The organism is Thermovenabulum gondwanense, from assembly GCF_001601575.1.
In the GTDB taxonomy this organism is placed as follows: domain Bacteria; phylum Bacillota; class Thermosediminibacteria; order Thermosediminibacterales; family Thermosediminibacteraceae; genus Thermovenabulum; species Thermovenabulum gondwanense.
The window spans coordinates 56,231-75,321 of sequence record NZ_LOHZ01000023.1 but is presented as its reverse complement, the minus strand read 5'-3'; the positions used below and the strand labels follow the sequence as shown (position 1 = coordinate 75,321).

19 protein-coding genes are annotated in these 19,091 nt (G+C 34.8%); 17 read left to right on the top strand and 2 right to left on the bottom strand.

The features are described from left to right. Positions 1-46: 46 nt before the first annotated feature. The 16 genes from ATZ99_RS03840 to ATZ99_RS03765 all read left to right on the top strand — a co-directional run bounded on the left by ATZ99_RS03840 (position 47) and on the right by ATZ99_RS03765 (position 15,835). Positions 47-2,296, top strand: a complete 2,250-nt coding sequence (locus tag ATZ99_RS03840; protein WP_068747925.1) for an O-antigen ligase family protein — start codon at positions 47-49, stop codon at positions 2,294-2,296. A gap of 94 nt (positions 2,297-2,390) precedes the next feature. After that, complete coding sequence (locus ATZ99_RS03835) at positions 2,391-2,594, top strand: type II toxin-antitoxin system VapB family antitoxin (RefSeq protein ID WP_068747924.1); 204 nt, start codon at positions 2,391-2,393, stop codon at positions 2,592-2,594. Further along, positions 2,587-2,997 carry a type II toxin-antitoxin system VapC family toxin gene (gene vapC / locus ATZ99_RS03830; RefSeq protein ID WP_068747923.1) on the top strand — a complete coding sequence of 137 codons (411 nt, stop codon included), beginning with the start codon at positions 2,587-2,589 and terminating at the stop codon, positions 2,995-2,997. Before ATZ99_RS03835 ends, vapC begins: the two co-directional genes overlap by 8 nt. 315 nt (positions 2,998-3,312) lie before the next feature. Then, a complete protein-coding gene (locus ATZ99_RS03825) occupies positions 3,313-4,299 on the top strand; it encodes an ABC transporter ATP-binding protein (protein WP_068747922.1) in 987 nt (328 codons plus the stop codon). After that, positions 4,292-5,260, top strand: coding sequence for an ABC transporter ATP-binding protein (locus ATZ99_RS03820; RefSeq protein WP_068747921.1), 969 nt, complete (start codon positions 4,292-4,294; stop codon positions 5,258-5,260). The genes ATZ99_RS03825 and ATZ99_RS03820 overlap by 8 nt, the downstream gene beginning before the upstream one ends. 19 nt (positions 5,261-5,279) lie before the next feature. Next, positions 5,280-6,242 carry an ABC transporter permease gene (locus tag ATZ99_RS03815; RefSeq protein WP_068747920.1) on the top strand — a complete coding sequence of 321 codons (963 nt, stop codon included), beginning with the start codon at positions 5,280-5,282 and terminating at the stop codon, positions 6,240-6,242. A 4-nt stretch (positions 6,243-6,246) separates the two neighbouring features. After that, on the top strand, positions 6,247-7,092 hold the full coding sequence (locus ATZ99_RS03810; protein ID WP_068747919.1) for an ABC transporter permease: 846 nt from the start codon (positions 6,247-6,249) through the stop codon (positions 7,090-7,092). Between the two features lie 19 nt (positions 7,093-7,111). Next, positions 7,112-8,719, top strand: coding sequence for an N-acyl-D-amino-acid deacylase family protein (locus ATZ99_RS03805; RefSeq protein ID WP_068747918.1), 1,608 nt, complete (start codon positions 7,112-7,114; stop codon positions 8,717-8,719). Positions 8,720-8,733: 14 nt separating this feature from the next. Next, positions 8,734-10,374 (top strand): ABC transporter substrate-binding protein, encoded by a 1,641-nt coding sequence (locus ATZ99_RS03800; RefSeq protein ID WP_068747917.1) that lies wholly within the window; start codon positions 8,734-8,736, stop codon positions 10,372-10,374. 32 nt (positions 10,375-10,406) lie between these two features. Next, entirely contained in the window at positions 10,407-11,609 is a 1,203-nt protein-coding gene (locus ATZ99_RS03795) for a dipeptidase (RefSeq protein ID WP_222927066.1), read from the top strand. A 207-nt stretch (positions 11,610-11,816) separates the two neighbouring features. Next, positions 11,817-12,554, top strand: a complete 738-nt coding sequence (locus ATZ99_RS03790) for a GntR family transcriptional regulator (protein WP_068747915.1) — start codon at positions 11,817-11,819, stop codon at positions 12,552-12,554. 10 nt (positions 12,555-12,564) lie between these two features. Continuing rightward, entirely contained in the window at positions 12,565-13,059 is a 495-nt protein-coding gene (locus tag ATZ99_RS03785) for a PTS sugar transporter subunit IIB (protein ID WP_068747914.1), read from the top strand. 5 nt (positions 13,060-13,064) lie between these two features. Next, positions 13,065-13,832, top strand: a complete 768-nt coding sequence (locus ATZ99_RS03780) for a PTS mannose/fructose/sorbose/N-acetylgalactosamine transporter subunit IIC (protein WP_222927065.1) — start codon at positions 13,065-13,067, stop codon at positions 13,830-13,832. Beyond that, positions 13,825-14,640: a PTS system mannose/fructose/sorbose family transporter subunit IID gene (locus ATZ99_RS03775; protein WP_068747912.1), complete on the top strand. Its 816-nt coding sequence runs from the start codon at positions 13,825-13,827 to the stop codon at positions 14,638-14,640. The genes ATZ99_RS03780 and ATZ99_RS03775 overlap by 8 nt, the downstream gene beginning before the upstream one ends. A gap of 17 nt (positions 14,641-14,657) precedes the next feature. After that, entirely contained in the window at positions 14,658-15,416 is a 759-nt protein-coding gene (locus tag ATZ99_RS03770) for a sugar isomerase domain-containing protein (protein ID WP_068747911.1), read from the top strand. 5 nt (positions 15,417-15,421) lie between these two features. Then, a complete protein-coding gene (locus tag ATZ99_RS03765; RefSeq protein WP_068747910.1) occupies positions 15,422-15,835 on the top strand; it encodes a PTS sugar transporter subunit IIA in 414 nt (137 codons plus the stop codon). Between the two features lie 46 nt (positions 15,836-15,881). Here the strand turns inward: ATZ99_RS03765 and ATZ99_RS03760 are convergent, their stop codons facing one another. Further along, a complete protein-coding gene (locus ATZ99_RS03760; protein ID WP_068747909.1) occupies positions 15,882-16,721 on the bottom strand; it encodes a sulfurtransferase in 840 nt (279 codons plus the stop codon). Between the two features lie 42 nt (positions 16,722-16,763). Beyond that, positions 16,764-17,270 carry a Wzz/FepE/Etk N-terminal domain-containing protein gene (locus tag ATZ99_RS03755; protein ID WP_068747908.1) on the bottom strand — a complete coding sequence of 169 codons (507 nt, stop codon included), beginning with the start codon at positions 17,268-17,270 and terminating at the stop codon, positions 16,764-16,766. Between the two features lie 306 nt (positions 17,271-17,576). On the opposite strand from ATZ99_RS03755, the gene ATZ99_RS03750 reads away from it, so the two are divergent. Further along, positions 17,577-18,965, top strand: a complete 1,389-nt coding sequence (locus ATZ99_RS03750; protein ID WP_068747907.1) for a sugar transferase — start codon at positions 17,577-17,579, stop codon at positions 18,963-18,965. Positions 18,966-19,091: the final 126 nt, after the last annotated feature.

The window sequence follows — 19,091 nt, the reverse complement described above, 5'->3', positions numbered from 1 at the left end:
TGCTAAAATTAATCTTGGTGTATTTTATAAAACGGGGGTAGTTATCTTGCAAAAGCCGGATAAGAAAAATGATAAAAAAAGCGAAAAGAAAAATAAAAATACTAACCAAAAGAAAAATTATGATTCAATCTTTTCCTTCAAAAAAATTTTATATTTTGGACTTTTAATCCTCGTATTTTACCCTCCCTACTTTAGGGGCATGTTTTTCGACAAGGAATTTTTGCCCACCCATATTTTCACGGGAATCCTTGTTCTACTCTGGGCAATATCGGGAGGGCTTAATTACAGAAAAAGCGGGCTTTTTAAAGGGATTTCCGATTATGCGGCACTGGCTGTGGTTTTTTCCTACCTTTTATCTATGTTCGTCTCCGTTAACCTGCGCTTTGCCGTAGGAGAATTTTTGCGGTATCTAAATTACTTTTTTGCCTATGCTTTGACGGTAGACCTTTTAAAATCCGAAAAAGAAGTGAAGGGATTACTCTGGACTGTTTTAATTTCAGCCTTAGGGGTATCAATAATAGGCCTCGGCGCTGCTGCTGGCACCATAAACTATAATGGCGCTTTTGTGGGTGGGAGGATAAACTCAAGCCTTCAGTACCCAAATACCTTAGCGGCATACCTGACCGCAGCCTTTTTAATCGGGCTCGGCGTAAAATCAGCTACAAAAAGTTTAACGGAAAACATGGCGCTTTCGGCATTAAACTATACATACCTTATCACCTTTATTTTTACCCTTTCCCGTGCGGCGTGGCTTTTGTTCCCGGTATTTTACCTTGTATTCCTCCTGGGGCTTTCTAAGGAAAACAAATCAAAGGGAATTTTATTTTTCGCTGAATCCTTTATTTCATCATTGATAGCCTCCATAGGCCTTGGAAATGCCATCTCTTCGGGTAAGGGCACTCAAATTTGGCTGTGGTACTTTACCGGGCTAATAGCATCTTTGGTGCTATCGTATATTATATATTTCTTAATCGAAAAAAAGGGACTTTATATAGATTTCAAAAAAGCGGTGGCCTTTGCCGTGATTATTTTAGTTTTATTCAGGCTTTCCGTATATTTCACCGGCGGGGAAATACTTCCCGATGTGGTTAAAGAAAGGATAAAACAGATAGATCCGAATCAATTAAGTGTTCAGCAGAGATTATCGTATTACCGCGATGCAATAAAGATGATAAAACAAAGGCCAATACTCGGATATGGCGGCGGCGGCTGGAAATCCGCTTACTTTGCCTTCCAGTCTTACAGGTATTTCACAACGGAGGTTCACAGCTTCCCCCTGCAGCTCACCGTTGAAACCGGAATTATCGGGCTTTTATCCTTTGCAGCGATGTTTATTTCAATTGCTGTTAAGACGATAAAGGTTTTAAGAAGCGACTCCCTCTCACTGCAAGAAAAATCCTATTTATGGTCCTCTTTTACAGGGGCAGTAGCCCTCTTGGGCCACAGCTCCGTAGACTTCAACCTTTCCCTTGGAGCTGTAGCAATGCTTCTGTGGGTGCTTTTAGCAGTGGCCAAAAACCTTTCTTTTAAAGAAGAAACGAAAGGGGTAAATCAGGAAGCATTTTTTATACCCAAGCCGGTATTTGTATTTATAGCCCTAATATTGATTGTGATTTCCTTTACACTTTTTGCAGGCTACAACTACGGACAGGCAGCGGTAAAAGCTTTGCAGGAAGGCGACGGGGCAAAGGCAATGGCAAACTTTGAGAAGGCAAAAAAATACGACCCCTTAACGGTATCCTTTATAGCCGACCTTTCGCAAATTTACGAGGTAATAGGGGAAAATCAAAATAATAAAACGATGCTGGAAAAATCCTTAGAATTAAAAGAAAAGGCCGCAGCTTTAGAACCTTTTAATGCAAAGTACAAGCTTATGCTCGGTGCAGCTTATTTAAAGAGGGGAAAGCTCGATGAGGGTATAAATGCTTTAGAAGAAGCGGTAAAATTAAACCCTTTTAATACGGAAATGTGGCAGACGCTTTCGGAAGGTTACGAAAAGGTAGCGGAAATATATATAATAAAGGATAATAAAGATAAGGCAAAAACGCTTTTAGAAAAATGTGCTCAAATCCCTGAAAAAATAAAAGAATTAAACCATATAGCACCCAAAAACGACCCGGCGGTAGTAAAACTTACCGCTACAAAAGAGCTCGCCCTTTATACCTTTAAATCGGAAAAGCTCTTAAACGACATGACAAAAGAAAATGTTGTAAAATTAAAAGATATAGACGATATTTCAAAAGTACAGGATTATTCCTTAGACCTGGACGAAGACGGGAAAAAGGATTGGGAATAGCGTAAAAAAACTTCGGCCAAAAGCCGAAGTTTTTTTCATAAATATTTTATAGACATCATTTTATGATATAATATATGTCAAGAGGTGATGTTAAATGAAAACGACATTATATGTCAATAAAAAACTTCTGGAAGAAGCTATGAGGTTAATGGGGACCAACAAGATGACCGAGGCTGTAAATAAAGCTCTTGAGGATTTTGTCCGCAGGTATAAATTAGAAAGGCTTGCAAACCGCATTGGCAATGAAGAACTTACTTTAGACAAATCTGATCTGGAGGAAATGCGCAAAGATGACTGATAAATATCTCGTTGATACTTCTATATGGATAGAAAGCTTAAAAAGAAACGGTGACGTAAAAATACAGCAGTGGATGAAGAGGGCATTGTTGGAAGAAAGGATTGTCATTGTCCCAATAATAAAAGTAGAGATTTTATCCGGAGCTTTGAATAAAAAACAGTTTATCGAACTTAAAGAAGAACTTGATTCGCTGACCGTTTTGGACAGGGAACCCGAGGTATGGGAAAAAACTGCCAATTTAAGCTTTACCCTCCGGCGAAAAGGACTTAATATACCCATAACCGATATTTTAATTAGCTCATGGGCATTAATATACGATTGTGTTTTGGTACATCAGGATAGGCACTATGAGATGATAAAAGAAATAGAAGGTAACTTAAAAACACTAAATTTCCTATATTGAAAATAAAAGCATTAGCAACTTGACCTCAAAAAAACTTCGGCAAAAAGCCGAAGTTTTTTTATACCCTGTCGGTCCATACCTCATGAATATGTATATTTTAAAATAAATTTTATTTTTATAGGTTACCCTCATGAATCATTCAATAAATTTAAGGGTAGCCGATTTTTATTACATTAATTCTTTAGTAGTTCAGTATCTTGACATTTTAATATATTAGTTGTATATTTTAAAAAATAACAAAAAAAATTAAGATATAATTATTTATAAATTTAAAAATAGGGATATTTTACATAATAATAGGAGGTATACAGAAATTTGGCAAAACTTTTGGAATTCAAAAACTATAGTTTAGGTTTCAAAAACTATAAAGGTAATGTCTATAATTTGTTGGATAATATTAATTTTGATGTTGAAGAAGGAGAAGCAGTGGGGGTAGTGGGTGAGTCAGGATGCGGGAAAAGCATGATGAGTCTTTCTATTATGGGTCTTTTGCCTCCTTCGGCGGTAATTCAAGGGGGGCAAATTTTATTTAAAGGTGAAGATCTTATTAAAAAAAGTAAAGAAGAAATACAAAAAATCCGAGGAAAAGAAATTTCAATGATTTTTCAAGAACCTATGACAGCGCTTAATCCTGTTTTGACAATCGGTTTTCAAATCGGTGAAGTTTTAAAAACACATTTTCCCAATCTTAAAAAAGAAGAAATTGCAAAGGCTGTGATAAAACAATTAGAGTTAGTAGGTATACCAAACCCTGAGATAAGGGTAAAACAATATCCTCATCAATTTTCCGGGGGTATGAGACAAAGAGTAATGATCGCTATGGCTATAATATGCCACCCAAGGTTACTTATTGCTGATGAAGCTACAACTGCTTTGGACGTGACAATACAGGCTCAAATTTTAGATTTAATGAAAAGGCTTAAGAAAGACGGCTCACTTATGGTTGTGACTCATAATCTTGGGGTGGTAGCACAATTATGCGATAAAGTGGTAGTTATGTATGCTGGTAGAATTGTTGAGAGAGGGAGTTTAGCAGATATTTTAGAAAAACCCTTACATCCTTATACTCGCGGATTGATAGCTGCTATTCCAAAACTATCATCAAACAAAGAAGAATTATACACTATCCCGGGAAGTGTACCCACTATAGACAGCTTTGAAAAAGGTTGCCGCTTTTACTCAAGATGTGAATATGGTGTTGAGAAATGTAAAATCGAAGTTCCGCCAATAGAAGAAATAAATAAAAATCATTATGTACAGTGTTGGCTTTATAGCGGTGCAGGAGGTACTAATTATGAATAATGTCATTCTTGAAGTAAAGAATTTAACAAAACATTTTGAAGTGGGTACGGGATTTTTTGGGTCAAAAAAGATTGTGCATGCCGTCGAAGATGTTACTTTTAAACTTTTCGAATCAGAAACCCTGGGGATAGTGGGAGAATCTGGATCCGGCAAATCTACGCTTGCCCGGCTGATTACAGGGTTAATAAATGCTACTTCTGGTCAAGTGATTTATAAAGGGAAAGATATAACAGGATATAAAAAAGCTGTTGATAATCAGATACCTAAGGAAATACAAATGGTTTTTCAGGATCCTTATGCTTCTTTAAATCCTCGAATAAGGATTGGAGACGCAATAGCTGAGCCAATAGCTGTACATAAGGTTATTAGTGAAAAAAAAGAAATTCGTGCAGAAGTCGAAAGGCTTCTTAAATTGGTAGGCTTACAACCAGAAATGTACGATAGATTTCCCCATGAATTTTCAGGGGGGCAGAGGCAAAGAATTGTTATAGCCAGAGCCCTTGCTCTAAGGCCGAGAATTTTAATTTGTGATGAAGCAGTATCAGCATTGGATGTTTCGATACAGGCCCAAATTCTGAATTTATTTAACCAATTAAAAAGAAAACTTAATTTAACCTATATATTTATTGGACATGATTTATCGGTAGTGCGATATATCAGTGATAGGATTATGGTTATGTATTTGGGAGAAATAGTAGAGTTGGCTGCTGCGGATGATATCTTTAATAAAAAATTTCATCCCTATACACAAGCCCTGATTTCGGCAATACCGGAAATTTCTCCTACTTTTAAAAGTCAAAGGATAATATTGGAGGGGGACATTCCAAGTCCTATTGACCCACCAAAAGGATGTAAATTTAATACAAGGTGCTTTAAAAGTAAGGAAATATGCAAAAATCAACATCCGGTTTTGAAAGAAGTTCTGCCAGGACATTATGTGCGTTGTCATTTTGTGGAGTGAATAGAGGGGAGAAGCTGAAATGGGTAGATATTTGATATTTCGATTATTAAAAGGATTATTAACTTTATTTGTATCTATTACTATCACTTTTTTTATTCTTCGCTTGATGCCTGCAGACCCGGTTTCAATATTTGTAGATCCTAAAATGAGTGCGGAAGTGCAGCAAGCGATTATAAAGAGATTTGGATTGGACAAGCCGATAAGCCAGCAGTATTTTATTTTTTTAAAAGGATTAGCTAAGGGAGATCTTGGTTTATCATTTAAAAATCAAAGACCTGTTATGGAAGTCATAATGCAAAAATTACCGTGGACTTTACTGTTGCTTTTTATAGTAGTAATTATTTCGCTTTTAATAGGTATACCGATAGGAGTTATTGCGGCGACAAAACGAGGTTATTTTTTAGATAAATTGATTAACATAGGCGTGGTTTTAGGAATTTCAGTGTTTGTTCCTTTTTTGGCTTTCGGTTTTTTATACGTTTTTGCATATTATCTTAAACTTTTTCCAACCGGAGGTGCTTATACGCCTCCACCCGGCAAGGGAATTAGCTATTATCTCGATGTGGCTAAACATGCCGTTCTTCCTTCTTTAACACTTTTTACTGCTAATATAGCAAGTATAGTGCTATATACCAGAAATAGCATGATTGATGTTCTGAACGAAGATTATATAAGGACTGCCTATTCCAAAGGTTTAAAAGACAAATATGTTATTAAAGTGCATGCTTTAAAAAATGCAATGATTCCTACAATTACCGTAACTGGTCTCATGATAGGAACAATGGTGGGCGGCGCAGTTATGACCGAAACAATTTTTTCATGGCCGGGAGTGGGCAGATTAATATATGATTCGGTTGCGGCGTTAGATTTTCCTGTCCTGCAGGGTGCATTCCTTATTCTTGCGACCAGTGTAATAGTTATGAATATAATAACAGATTTAGTTATTGCATGGTTAGATCCGCGGATTAAAGTTGGAGGATGATTCTATGAACAAAAAAAAGAATTTTATTCAATTATTTATTTCAAATCAATTAGCAATTACAGGTTTTATCGGTGTAGCAATAATAGTTTTATTAGGACTTTTTGCTCCTTTTATTGCAGAACAACCTAAGGGATACGGAAGTGAAATATTATTGGCTCCATCGATGAAGCATCTTTTTGGAACAGACAATTTGGGTCTTGATGTCTTTGCTGAAGTCATATGGGGGGCAAGAACTTCACTTTTTGTCTCATCTGTTGCTGTAATAGTAGCTATTGTTATTGGGGTGCCTGCTGGTTTAATTTCAGGATATAAGAAAGGCATTGTGGGTTCTATTATTGATGGTTTAATTGATATATTTCTAACCCTGCCGGTATTGCCTCTTATGATTGTTATTGCAGCTGTTGTAGGTTCCTCTGTCGTCAATGTAGCAATTGTTATTGGGTTGTTTTCGTGGCCTTCTCTTGCAAGGGTTGCCCGCAACGCCACCTTAAAAATTTCAGAAATGCAATTTATAGAAGCTGCAAAATGTTTGGGGATTCCTTCTTTCAGTATTATTTTTAGACATATATTATTGAATATTATGGGGCCTATATTAGTAAATATTACCCTGATAATGGCTACCGCAGTATTATCTGAATCGGGTCTTAGTTTTTTAGGGCTTGGGGATCCTACTACCTGGTCCTGGGGGACTATTCTTAAAAAAGCTTGGGATACAGGTGCTGTAATAGATACTCCTAATCCCTGGTGGTGGTGGTTCTGGCCAAGTATATTTATAATGTTTTATGTGGTTTCTTTTAACCTCTTGGGGACAGGTATAAATGATATATTGAATCCAAAGACAAGGGACTAATTTATAGGGGGTAGAAAATTTGTACGATGTTGTTATAAGAAATGGTTTGATAATTGATGGGACCGGTTCTTCTCCTTTTAGAGGAGATATAGCTATTGAGGGTGAAAGAATTATAAAAATAGCTCCATACATAGAAGAGAAAGGATTAAAGGAAGTTAATGCTGAAGGGAAGATAGTTATTCCTGGCTTTATTGATCCACATGTTCATGAAGAGTGGGTTTGTCTGGTAGATGGATCCTATGAGCTTTTTTTAAGGCAAGGGGTAACTACGGTTGTTAACGGAAATTGCGGACATTCTATAGTACCAGGACCCGTAGAAAATATTATTGAGTATTATTGGGGAAATGGCTTAATGAGTAATAAGCAAAGAGAAAAATACAAAAAAAGTTTCCCAAACTGGAATGATTTTAATGGTTATGCCGAAGTTGTAAAGGAAAAAGGAACTAATATAAATTTTGTAACCCTTTTGGGACATGGGACAATTAGATGGACGGTGATGCGTGGAGCGCAGAAAAGAGCCCCCTCAATAGAGGAGGCAAAGCAAATAGAAAATATAATAAGGCATAATATGGAACAAGGAGCATGGGGAATTTCTTTTGGATTGGATTACGTTCCAAGTCGTTATGCTGATCTTGATGAATTAGTTACTGTTGCAAAAATAATAGCAGAATACGATGGAGTAGCAGCTGCACATCTTCGCCATTCTATAGGTATAAAAGAGGCTACTGAAGAATTTGTAGAAGTCGGCAGAAGATCTGGTGTAAGGATTCAGGTTTCTCATTTAAAACCTACGTGCCCGGAAGCTTTTGATGTGGTAAAACAAGCTGCAGAAGAAGGAATGAGGATATTGGTGGATACAATTCCGAGAAGCACGGGCCATTGTACAAGTAAGTCCCGATTACTTCAATTTATAATGGCTATTTCCGATGAATTGTTTCACTCTGGTGTGGAAGGGGTAAAAGAAGCTCTTAAAACGAAAGAAGGAAGAGAAATTATAAAAAAAGATGCGTACATTTTTGCAGGAGACAAGTCTGATAAATTTATAATTTTATCGGAAGACCCTCTTTTAGAAGGTAAATCAATTAAAGAAATTGCAGAAATAAGAAATCAAGACCCTGATGAGACAATTTTAGACTTACTTGCTGATGAAAAAAATTATGTATTCTGGTTGGGTGGACCTTCGAGGGAGGATTTTCCGGCGGAAGGTCATTGTGAATCAATAGTTAAAAATCCGTATGTATGCGTAGGAACTGATGAAATAATGGGGGATATAGAAGACCCATACGATTGGTATGAGCTGCAAAGAAGAGGTGGATTTCCAATTTTTATGAAAATGTATCTTTCGAAAAATGTGCCCATAGAAGAAATAGTAAGAAGGAATACTTCTATGGTGGCTAAACATTTTAATATTAAAGAAAGGGGGGAAATAAAAGAGGGCAATTATGCAGATATAGCAGTAATCGACCTCGAAGCTTATAATTTTCCATCACCCGAAGAAATAGATTATCGCAAACCTCTAACTATGGCTTCAGGGGTTGATACGGTTTTGGTTAACGGAAAAATCACATTGGAAAGAGGACAACTCAAAAAGACTATGGCTGGTAAAGTTTTAAAAAGACAAAATTGATAGGAGGAAGACTTATGAAGAAAAGGCAAAATATTTATTTAATGATAATGTTAATTGTTTTTACACTAATAATTACATCTTGCGGTGCAAAGCAAACACAACCTGCTTCTAACAATAGCAATCAACAAACAACACAAAGCGGGCCTAAGGTGGGAGGAAACCTTGTTGTAGGTATTACGGGAGATCCATACAGTATAGCTCCCTGGGTTTCTAATGACCTTAATTCAGCTATGCTTGCTAATTTGTATTTACCTACATTAATGGTAACCGATGAAAAAGGAAACAAAATACCTTATCTTATAAAAGAGTATAAAATGAGCGATGATGCAAAGGAATATACCATTACTATTTATGATGGTATTAACTGGCATGATGGAGTTCCTTTTACCGCTGAAGATATAGCTTTTACATCGGAGTATATGGTAAAGCATAAGTTGGGGTATGCTGCAGACATGTTTGCAAACGTGGAAAAAGCAGAAGTTGTTGATAAAACCACGGTAAAATTTCATTTGAAAAAACCGCAGGTCAATTTCTTATCTCAAGTAGGTTTTTGGGTTAATATAATGCCCAAGCATATATTTGAAAAAGTAGATGATCCTATGAATTTTAATTATGACGGCACGGGATACGGTCCATTTAAACTAAAAGAGTATAAAAAAGGAGAATATTATACTCTTGAAAGGGTTCCAAATTGGCCTTTAGCCAATAATGGACAAGGAGCATATTTAGAAACAGTTACCTTTAGAGTTTTTCCGGATCATAATGCCTTAGTATTGGCTATGAAAAATGGTGAGGTTAATGTAATTGCTTCTGCTATGCCTGTAGCATCTCAAAAACAGTTGGAAGCTTCTCCGGATAAATTTGGAGTATTAAAGGTAATGTCTCTTGGTTATGGTTATTTTGGTTTTAATTATAAAAATGAATTGCTAAAGGATAAAAATGTAAGGAAAGCTATTGCTATGACAATAGACAGAGATGCGCTTGTAAATACTGCATTGCAGGGCGGCGCTGTTAAAATGGAAACTCCAATTTCTCCTGTTTACACAGATCTTGTAAAATCCAATATTAAATTTCCTCCTTTTGATATAGAAGGAGCTAAAAAAGTATTAGAAGATGCAGGATATAAATTAAACAAAGATGGTGTAAGAGAAAAAAATGGTAAAAAATTGGAGTTTGAATTAATATACCGTACAACAACTGTAAACGTGGATTCAACAGTGAACATATTTAAAGCAAATGCAGAAAAAGCGGGGATAAAAATTAATCTAAAACCTGTAGATAACGCTACATATACGGATAGGGTAGTTAAACAGAGAAACTTTGATATAAACTTTATTGAATGGGGAGTAATTGATGACGCGGATTCATCACTTGCAACAATATATAAATCCGATGCAGCTTTGAATTTCATGGGCTATAAAAATGAAAAAATAGATGAACTGCTTGAAAAAGTCCAATATGAACCTGATTATCAAAAACGTGTTGAAATGATGAATGAATTCCAAAAAGAATTTGTAGAAGAATTACCTACCGTAAATGTTTATGTAAAAATAAATGCTTATGGATATTCAAAGGATTTTGAAGGCTGGTCCTTAACACCAGGGCTTTTTGGGCCGGTTGCTGCAAAAGATTTAGTAAAGGTTTATAAGAAGTAATTATATTGAAGAAATATTAGGAGATGATTTTAATGGGTTTAAAAACAGCATACAAAGGATATAAAGCGTACTCATATTTAGAGCCTGGGGTAGATTATGAAGTTTTTGAATTTGCCCCATGGAACTGGGCAGGGGAATATTTAATTCCTCTTGATGAAGCTCAAGAAGAAAGAGTCAAGCGTTTAGCCAAGGAAAAAATTTTTATCGCTTTACATGAACATCCCGTCCTATTTCCTAAGAAAATAGAAGAAACCATAGAATATAACAAAGCAGGGCGAGAATTTTGCGCATATGATGCATTAGCGCTTTCGTATTATGATTGTGTATTTGATAATATGATGGACGGTACAAACACTATTTCTTCAAAATCTGGATGGAAATGGCAGGATGTAATACATGATTTAGGGATGCGCTTGTGTGATATTGCTCATCAGGATTTTCTCATTCATTGTAAAAGAGTAGAAGATATATATCGAGCTCATGAAGAGGGGAAAATTGCGTGGGTTGCTTGCATTGAAGGAGCAGCTCCTATAGAAAATGAGTTAGACCGAATAGATATTCTATATGGACTGGGAGTACGTCAATTAGGTATTACTTATTCAGAATCAAATGCCCTTGGAAATGGATTAAAAGAAGATAATGATGGCGGACTAACTAAATTCGGGAAAGAAGCAGTCAAGCGAATGAATAAAGTAGGAATGCTGATTGATGTTTCTCATTGCGGGCCCAAAACTGCTTATGATGTAGCTTTGTATTCAGAAAAACCCATTATTGCCAGCCATGTTGGAGCAAGAGCTTTATGGGATAGCAAACGTTTATTCCATGATGACCTAATTAAAGCAATTGCGGAAAAAGGTGGGGTTATAGCTGTAGAAGCTGCTCCGCATACTACAATGACTAAAACTCGTATGACACATGATATAGATTCTGTAATGGAACATTTCGAATACATTGCAAATCTTGTGGGCATAGATCATGTTTCATTTGGAATAGATTCATTATATGGCGATCATGTGGGATTGCATCATGTTTTTGCTGCAAATTTATCAAAGAAAGAAACAAGCAATAATAATGTGGAGTATGAAGAAGTCCCATATGTAAAAGGGTTGGAAAATCCTACGGAAGCATCGTGGAATATTCTCAGGTGGCTGGTAAAACATGGGTATTCCGATGAGGATATTGAAAAAGTAATAGGCGGCAATGCAATTAGGGTACTAAAACAAGTTTGGAGTTAGTATTTTAGGTTGCATGTCGATATAGAGGTGGGCATATTTATCAGATGCCCGCCTCTTTATTTATCTAAATTTTTGAGATTAATATATATACGGTAGAATTTAAAAAAATTATAAAAAAATAAAATTTTAAGAAGGAATATTAAAATTGTTGTAGAATAACTTAGTATAAGAACATATTATTATGATAACGTACGAGGCGGTGATAACATGGCTGTTAATAGAAGAAAACCCTTACCTTTATATTATCAATTAAAAAATGAATTATTAGAGGATATAAAAAAAGGTGTATATAGAGAAAACGAAAAAATACCAAGCGAAAATGAACTGCAGAAATTGTATAATGTTAGTCTTATAACAGTCAGGAAAGCATTGTCAGATCTTGTACAAGAAGGAATATTGTATAGAATCCAAGGGAAAGGTACTTTTGTAGCAAAACCTAAAATACAGCGATTTTTAAGTTTACAAAGTTTTACTGAAGAAATGAAGCAGAAAGGGATAGAACTAGAAACTAAGATATTAAAATTTTTAAAGGAATATGCTGACAATGAGATAGGAGAAGCATTAAATTTAGACTCGGATAAAAATGTATGGGTTATTGAAAGATTAAGAATCGGAAATGGTGAACCTATAGCTATACAAAAAAGCTATCTACCTTGTTATTTATTTAAAAACTTTAACCTGGAATATTTCAAAAATAGCAATTCTTTATATGAGATTATAAAAACAAAATATGATATTGTTCCGTATAGAGCGGAAGAAATATATTATTCAAAAAATATTAATGACAAAAATATTGCAGAACAATTATCAGTTGGTTTAAAAACTGCCGCGTTTTTAGTAAAAAGGATTACTTTTAATCAAGAAGGGATTCCATTTGAATTTACAGTTTCGTTATTGAGGGGCGATATATATTCTATACGTGTAAACTTAAAGACAGAGGGGTAAGGTGGTTATAATGATAAAGTTATTAAGAGTGGATGATAGGTTGATACACGGTCAAATTATTACAAAATGGATAAGGCATTATGATATCACTTTAATAGTAGCAGTAGATGATGAGACTGCAAAAAACCCTGTATTGAAATCTATTGCGACTATGGCTGTACCAAAGAATATTAAGTGTATCATATGTAAAGCTGAAGAAGTAAAAGATGTCGTAAATTCAATTAACGAAAAAGAAAACGTAATGATGATAGTAAGGTTTCCTAAAATTGCATATGAATTAATTAATAATGGCATAAAAGTTCACAGATTAAATATTGGAAATGTATCTAAAAAAATTAATAGCAATCAAAAGATTTTTGAAATTACACATAATATTTTCTTAACGGACGAGGAGGTAGGTTATTTGAATGATTTAGAAGAAAATAAGGGGGTGAATATTGATTTTCAATTATTACCGGAGACTCCAATTTATTTTTGGAGTAAGGTGAAGCTGAATTTTAAATAAGGAGGGTGAAAATTGTGGTTTTAAAAATTTCTTTAATAGCTCTTCTTTCTTATCTTGGAGCAATAGGGGCACCATGGTTTTTTGGAACTACTGGAGGATTTTATACCCTTGGTAGGCCTCTTATAGCTTCAGCGCTTGTAGGTTTTATTTTGGGTGATATGAAAACTGCTTTAGAAGTAGGAATTTTAATTCAAGCTATGTATATCGGCATTATTACACCAGGAGCTGTGATGCCTTTTGATGTAGATTATATAGGTTATTTAACCACTGCTCTTATTATTTTATCGAAGGCTAATCCGAATATTGCACCAACTCTGGCAGTCCCTGTGGGTTTGATTGGTGTAACAATCTGGAATATAATCTGGGTCATTAATGTATATTTCGCCCACAGGGCAGACAAATATGCTAATGAAGGAAATGATAAAGGCATCATAGCCATGAATATTGGTGCCCAAACGGTCAACTTTGCAATGAGATTTATACCTGCATTTTTAATTCTATATTTTGGACACGGCTTTTTACAGAATTTACTAAACATGATACCACCAATTATTACTCATTATTTGGCTGTAGTGGGGGGAATATTACCTGCCCTGGGAATAGGATTATTACTTAATATGATAATAAAAGACAAAAGTTATTTCGGCATATTTATTCTTGGATTTATGTTAGTAAAATATCTAAATCTTCCGATAATAGCGATTGCCGTAATGGGAGTTGTATTGTCCGTATTCTGGTTTAAATTTAGGGGAGGTGAATCATATAATGGATGAATACAAAAAGTTAAGTTCTAAAGCATTATTCAGGTCATGGCTGACATGGTTTTTCTTTAACGGTTCATCACAGAGTGGAGAAAGAATGCAGGGTATAGCTTTCTGCCATTCAATGTTACCGATAATTGAAGAATTATATCATAATAAAGAAGAAAAAGTAAAAGCATTAAAAAGGCATTTAGTATTGTTTAATGTAGAACCACAAATAGGAAGTGTAATACATGGAGTTACTGCTGCTTTTGAAGAACAGAGAGCAAATGGTGCAGAAATTGATGATGATACTATTAATACAGTTAAGGTGGCGCTCATGGGTCCTCTTTCGGGAATTGGTGATACACTTATCCCGGGCACATTAATTCCTATATTATTAGCTATCGCCATAGGGATAACAAAAACTGCGGGAGTAATTGGACCAATTTTTTATGCGTTATTGTATCCTACCTTGATAGCCCTTGTTTCTTGGTATCTATTTAAATTTGGATATCATGCAGGACTTGGGGGTATCCAGGATATTATGCAGGGTGGTAGAATTAATGCTCTGACAGATGCTTTAAGTGTACTCGGATTATTAGTAATGGGTGCGCTTTCAGCATCATATGTCAATCTTTCCACAATTGTTAAATATACTTCTGGTGAAATGGCAATCGAATTTCAAAAGATATTAGATTCTATTTTCCCGGGCATATTGTCATTATTAACAGTAATTTTAGTTTGGTATCTTTTATCAATTAAGAAAAAATCTCCTTTATGGGTTATGGGATTTATATTCATAGTTACTTTTATTGGTGTGGTTGCAAAAATTTTATAAAAAAAGGAGTGCTATAAATGTCGGCAAAAACGTATCAAGAGAGAGCTTTGAAAATTCTTAAAAATATTATTGAAAAAGAGAGTGAAAATATTAGAAAAGCAAGTGAAATAATGGCTGAAAGCATTGCAAGTGGCCATCTTGTTCATCTCTTTGGTAGTGGTCATTCAGCTTTACCTGTAATGGATATATTTCCAAGATACGGGAGTTATGTTGGTTTACATCCACTGGTAGATCCCAGATTAATATGGTTTAATGTTATTGGCCCCGGTGGCGCTAGAGAACTTTTATGGATTGAAAGACAGGAAGGATATATTAAAAATTTTTTGCAGAGTTTTAATTTTTATAAGGAAGATTCGATGGTTGTATATTCCCATGGAGGATTAAATGCTGCCCCAATTGAGGCTGCTTTATATGCAAAAGATAAGGGAATGAAGGTAATAGGAATTACTTCAATGGATAATTATAAACATGTTAAACCTTTACATTCCAGTGGGAAGAGCTTAGCAGACATTGCTGATATTGTTATAGATAATTGTGCACCTTTAGAAGATGCTCTTGTAGAGATAGAAGGGCAGGAAGCAAAAATTGGTGCTAGCTCTACATTATCAGTAATATTTATTTCGATGTCTTTGTTATGTGAAACAGCAAAGATACTTAAAGAAAAGGGAATTGACTTGCCTACATTTGTTTCACCAAATGTCACCAATTTACCCAAAGATAATAATGATATTGTTTATGCAAAATACACTGAATATGTAAAAAATTTAAAGGTGTGATTTTCTTGAAAATAATATTGATTGGTCACGGGAATTTTCCGTATGGTCTGGTTGATGCTGCCAGAATGATAATTGGCGAATTAGATTTTCTAAAATCCATTAGTTTTGGTGAAAATGACGATATATCTGGTTTTGAAGAAAAAATTAAAATTGAAATCGAAAATAGCGATGAAGATATATTAGTTATGGCAGATTTATTTGGGGGGAGTCCATTTAATATTGCAATGAAGCTGGCTAGTCAACATAAAAAAAATAAGATAAAAGTTTTAGCTGGAGTTAACCTTCCGATAGTTCTTGAATTATCATCTTTATTGCTTAACAATTGTGATATAGATTTTATTGTCTCTAAATTAAAAACATCTGGGAAAGAAGCCATTGTAGAAGGATTTCAGGAACTTAATTTTATTAACAATGATTAATAAAAATTCTAAATAAAAAACCTTCGGCTTTAGGCCGAAGGTTTTTTCATTGCTCTACAATCACCTCATTTTCCTCATAAGTTATCCAATCGCTGAAGCTTCCTATGTAAACCCTTGATTTTATCCCAAGCTCATCCAATGTGAAAAAGTTAAAGGTAGCATCTATTCCGGAACCGCAGTAGACGATTATATCTTTTTTCCCCTTCAAAGATGAAAATCTTTCTTCAAGTACTTCTATATCCTTTAATTCACCGTTTTCCTTCAAGTTCTCCTTCCAGAAAAAGTTTACCGCAGAAGGGATATGCCCTTTTTTAAAATCTATGGGCTCAATTAAACCCTTATACCTTTCGGGCATCCTGGAATCAACTATAGCCGCATCTTCCCTTCCAATAGCCGCCCTTACATCGTTTACATCGGCCACCAATTCTAAATGAAACTCGGGTGAAAAATCGGATACATCCTTATACCCATTTTCACCGCTTCCCTTTTCCAAAGGATATCCCTTATCTACCCACATTTTTATACTGCCATCGAGGATAAAATTTTTTTCATGGCCTATGAGCCTTAGCATAAAGCAAAACCTTGCTGCGGATGCTATCTTTTGCTCATCATAAGCCACGACAATGGTATCCTTACCGATTCCCAGGCTTTTAACCCATTCTGCAAATTCCTTCAAATCCGGCAAAGGATGCCTCCCACCGTGCTTTCCTTTTGGACCGGATAAATACCTTTCTAAGTCAACAAAAACGGCATTTTTAATATGACCATCTTCAAAAGCCTTTTTTCCGTATTCCTTATCAAAAAGGTCGCTTCTCACATCGAAAATCTTCACATTCTCATTATTTAGATTTTCATAAAGCCAATCCGCCGAAACGAAGTTTTTCATTTTGGTGCCTCCTTCTTATTTATATCCGTACTTTCCCAGTACTCAACAAAGAATACCGCAAAAAATCCCAGCATAATACCTAAAACTATGGAAAGGGAGATATTTAGAGCTTTTTTTGGCGAAATAGGTTCTCATGGTTTTATAGGAATATATTTTTGGGTCAAGCTTTAATTCGTTTATTGTTCTTTCAATAACAACGGGATTTAATATTTCTTCTTTAATGTTATTTACAGAGGAATAAGGGTAAGAATTTAATGATGAAAGCATTGCGGTTACATCTTTATCGATTTGGTCGGTTTCAAAGAGAAAATTAGAATTATTATCGGTTTTTTCATTTAAAAGGACGGAACTGGTATTGCTGCCGAGAAAACCAACGACAGGGTATATCCCCGAAACGTTTATCTTACATTCCGCTTCATAGATAGGCCTGATGATAAAAAAGCTTAAAACTATAGAGACGATAAGACACACTGTGACAAAGGATAATAAAACTTTTTTCCGCTTTAATATGATTTCAATAAGTTCTCTTAAAGTTATTTCTTCTTCCACGGTTATTGTCCCTCCCAAAATAAATGAAAATAATTAGCAATTAATAACAACAAATAAAATTTTAACATAAAGTCCTTAAAATTTCATTAATCTCCAAGTAGGAAAATTTATATTTTTGCAATAAAATGATAGGAGAAGGTTAAACTTATAAATATTGATTTTTTTATTTAAAACTATCAAAATTTAAGAAAAATCGGCGAAAAATGGTAAAAAATGAAAAAATAAAGAAGGAAAACTGGAAGTTATGTCGTATAAATAATAAACGGATTGTTTTTTTCAAATAAACAAAATTATGGAGATGTTTTTATGAGTAAATCTTTGGTAAGAAAAATAATATATTATTTAAATGTTACTTTAGATATTACCCTAATTTTTTCAAGTTACATAATAATATTTTCTCTATTCAAATATAAATTTACGATAGTAAACTACTCTGCATTCCTTAAAGTAATTCCCGTAATATTAGTTTCAGGATTTGCCATTTTCTACACCTACGACCTATTTAATTTGGAAAGAAAAAAGGGGATAGAGATTTTTGTATCCCTTTTCATATCCCTTATTATAGTAAACATCGTAGGCATGGCTTCGAGCTACTTTTTGCACGCTTTTGCTTTCCCGAGGAGCGTATTTGCCTTTGGCTTTTTCCTCCAGCTTTTTACAATATTTGTAGAGAAAATAGTCATTCAGCGGATATTGAAAAAATTAAACTGTTCGGAAAAGGCAATACTTTTAAGCAAAGAAGAGGAAGCGAAAAAATTATTAAATAGTTTACTAAAAATCGACGAAAGCTGGATAGATTGCAGGTACGCTGCAACTGGCGATAATATGGGGCCAATTTCGGATTTAATTAAAGATGCTGATGCTATATTGATGGATTCAAGAAATATGTTTAATTATAGAGAAGAAATAACGAAAGCCGCATTTGAAGGCAAAAAAATAATAGTTATACCCGGTATATATGAGCTATTGCTGTCAAAGAGTAAAATAACTAACTACGACGATGTGATAACCTTTGAAATTCCCGGATGGAATATGTCCAATGGAATGAAGATTGTAAAGCGTTTTATAGATATTTTGTCGTCAATTGCTGTATTGATAATAACCTCACCTTTAATTCTTTTATCCGCAGTGGCTATAAAACTTACATCCGAAGGGCCTGTTTTATTCGTCCAGGAGAGGGTAGGGGAAAAGGGCAGGGTCTTTAAACTTTACAAATTCAGGACCATGATAAAGGATGCGGAAAAATACACCGGGCCCGTAATAGCAAAAGCGGATGACCCGAGAATTACGAAGGTAGGGAAAATACTTCGTGCCTTGAGGATAGACGAGCTTCCCCAGCTTATAAATGTGTTAAAAGGGGATATGAGCCTTATAGGCCCGAGGCCCGAAAGGCCCGAGTTTGTAGAAAAGTTTTCAAAAGAAAATCCCTTCTACAAATACAGGCATTTATTGAAACCTGGGATAACCGGCCTTGCACAGGTTTTGGGAAATTACGATACGGAGTTTGAAAACAAATTGAGGCTTGATTTATATTACATTTTAAATTATTCGTTAATGCTTGATTTGAAGATAATATTTCTCACCATAAAAACCGTTCTCTTAGGTGAGGGAGTTGTAAAAAAGGAAGTTAAAGATATAGAGAAAAAGTTAAACGAAATAATGATTTCCTATGAAGCTGCAAGCTATAAGGATTGAGAAGAGAAAGAAAAATATAAAATACCTAATTTTTTATCAATTGAATGGTTCTTAAGATATTAATTTATATAAGACATTTTTTATTTTAGTATTATTAAAGTTTATTAATTGTAGTTATGCCATAAA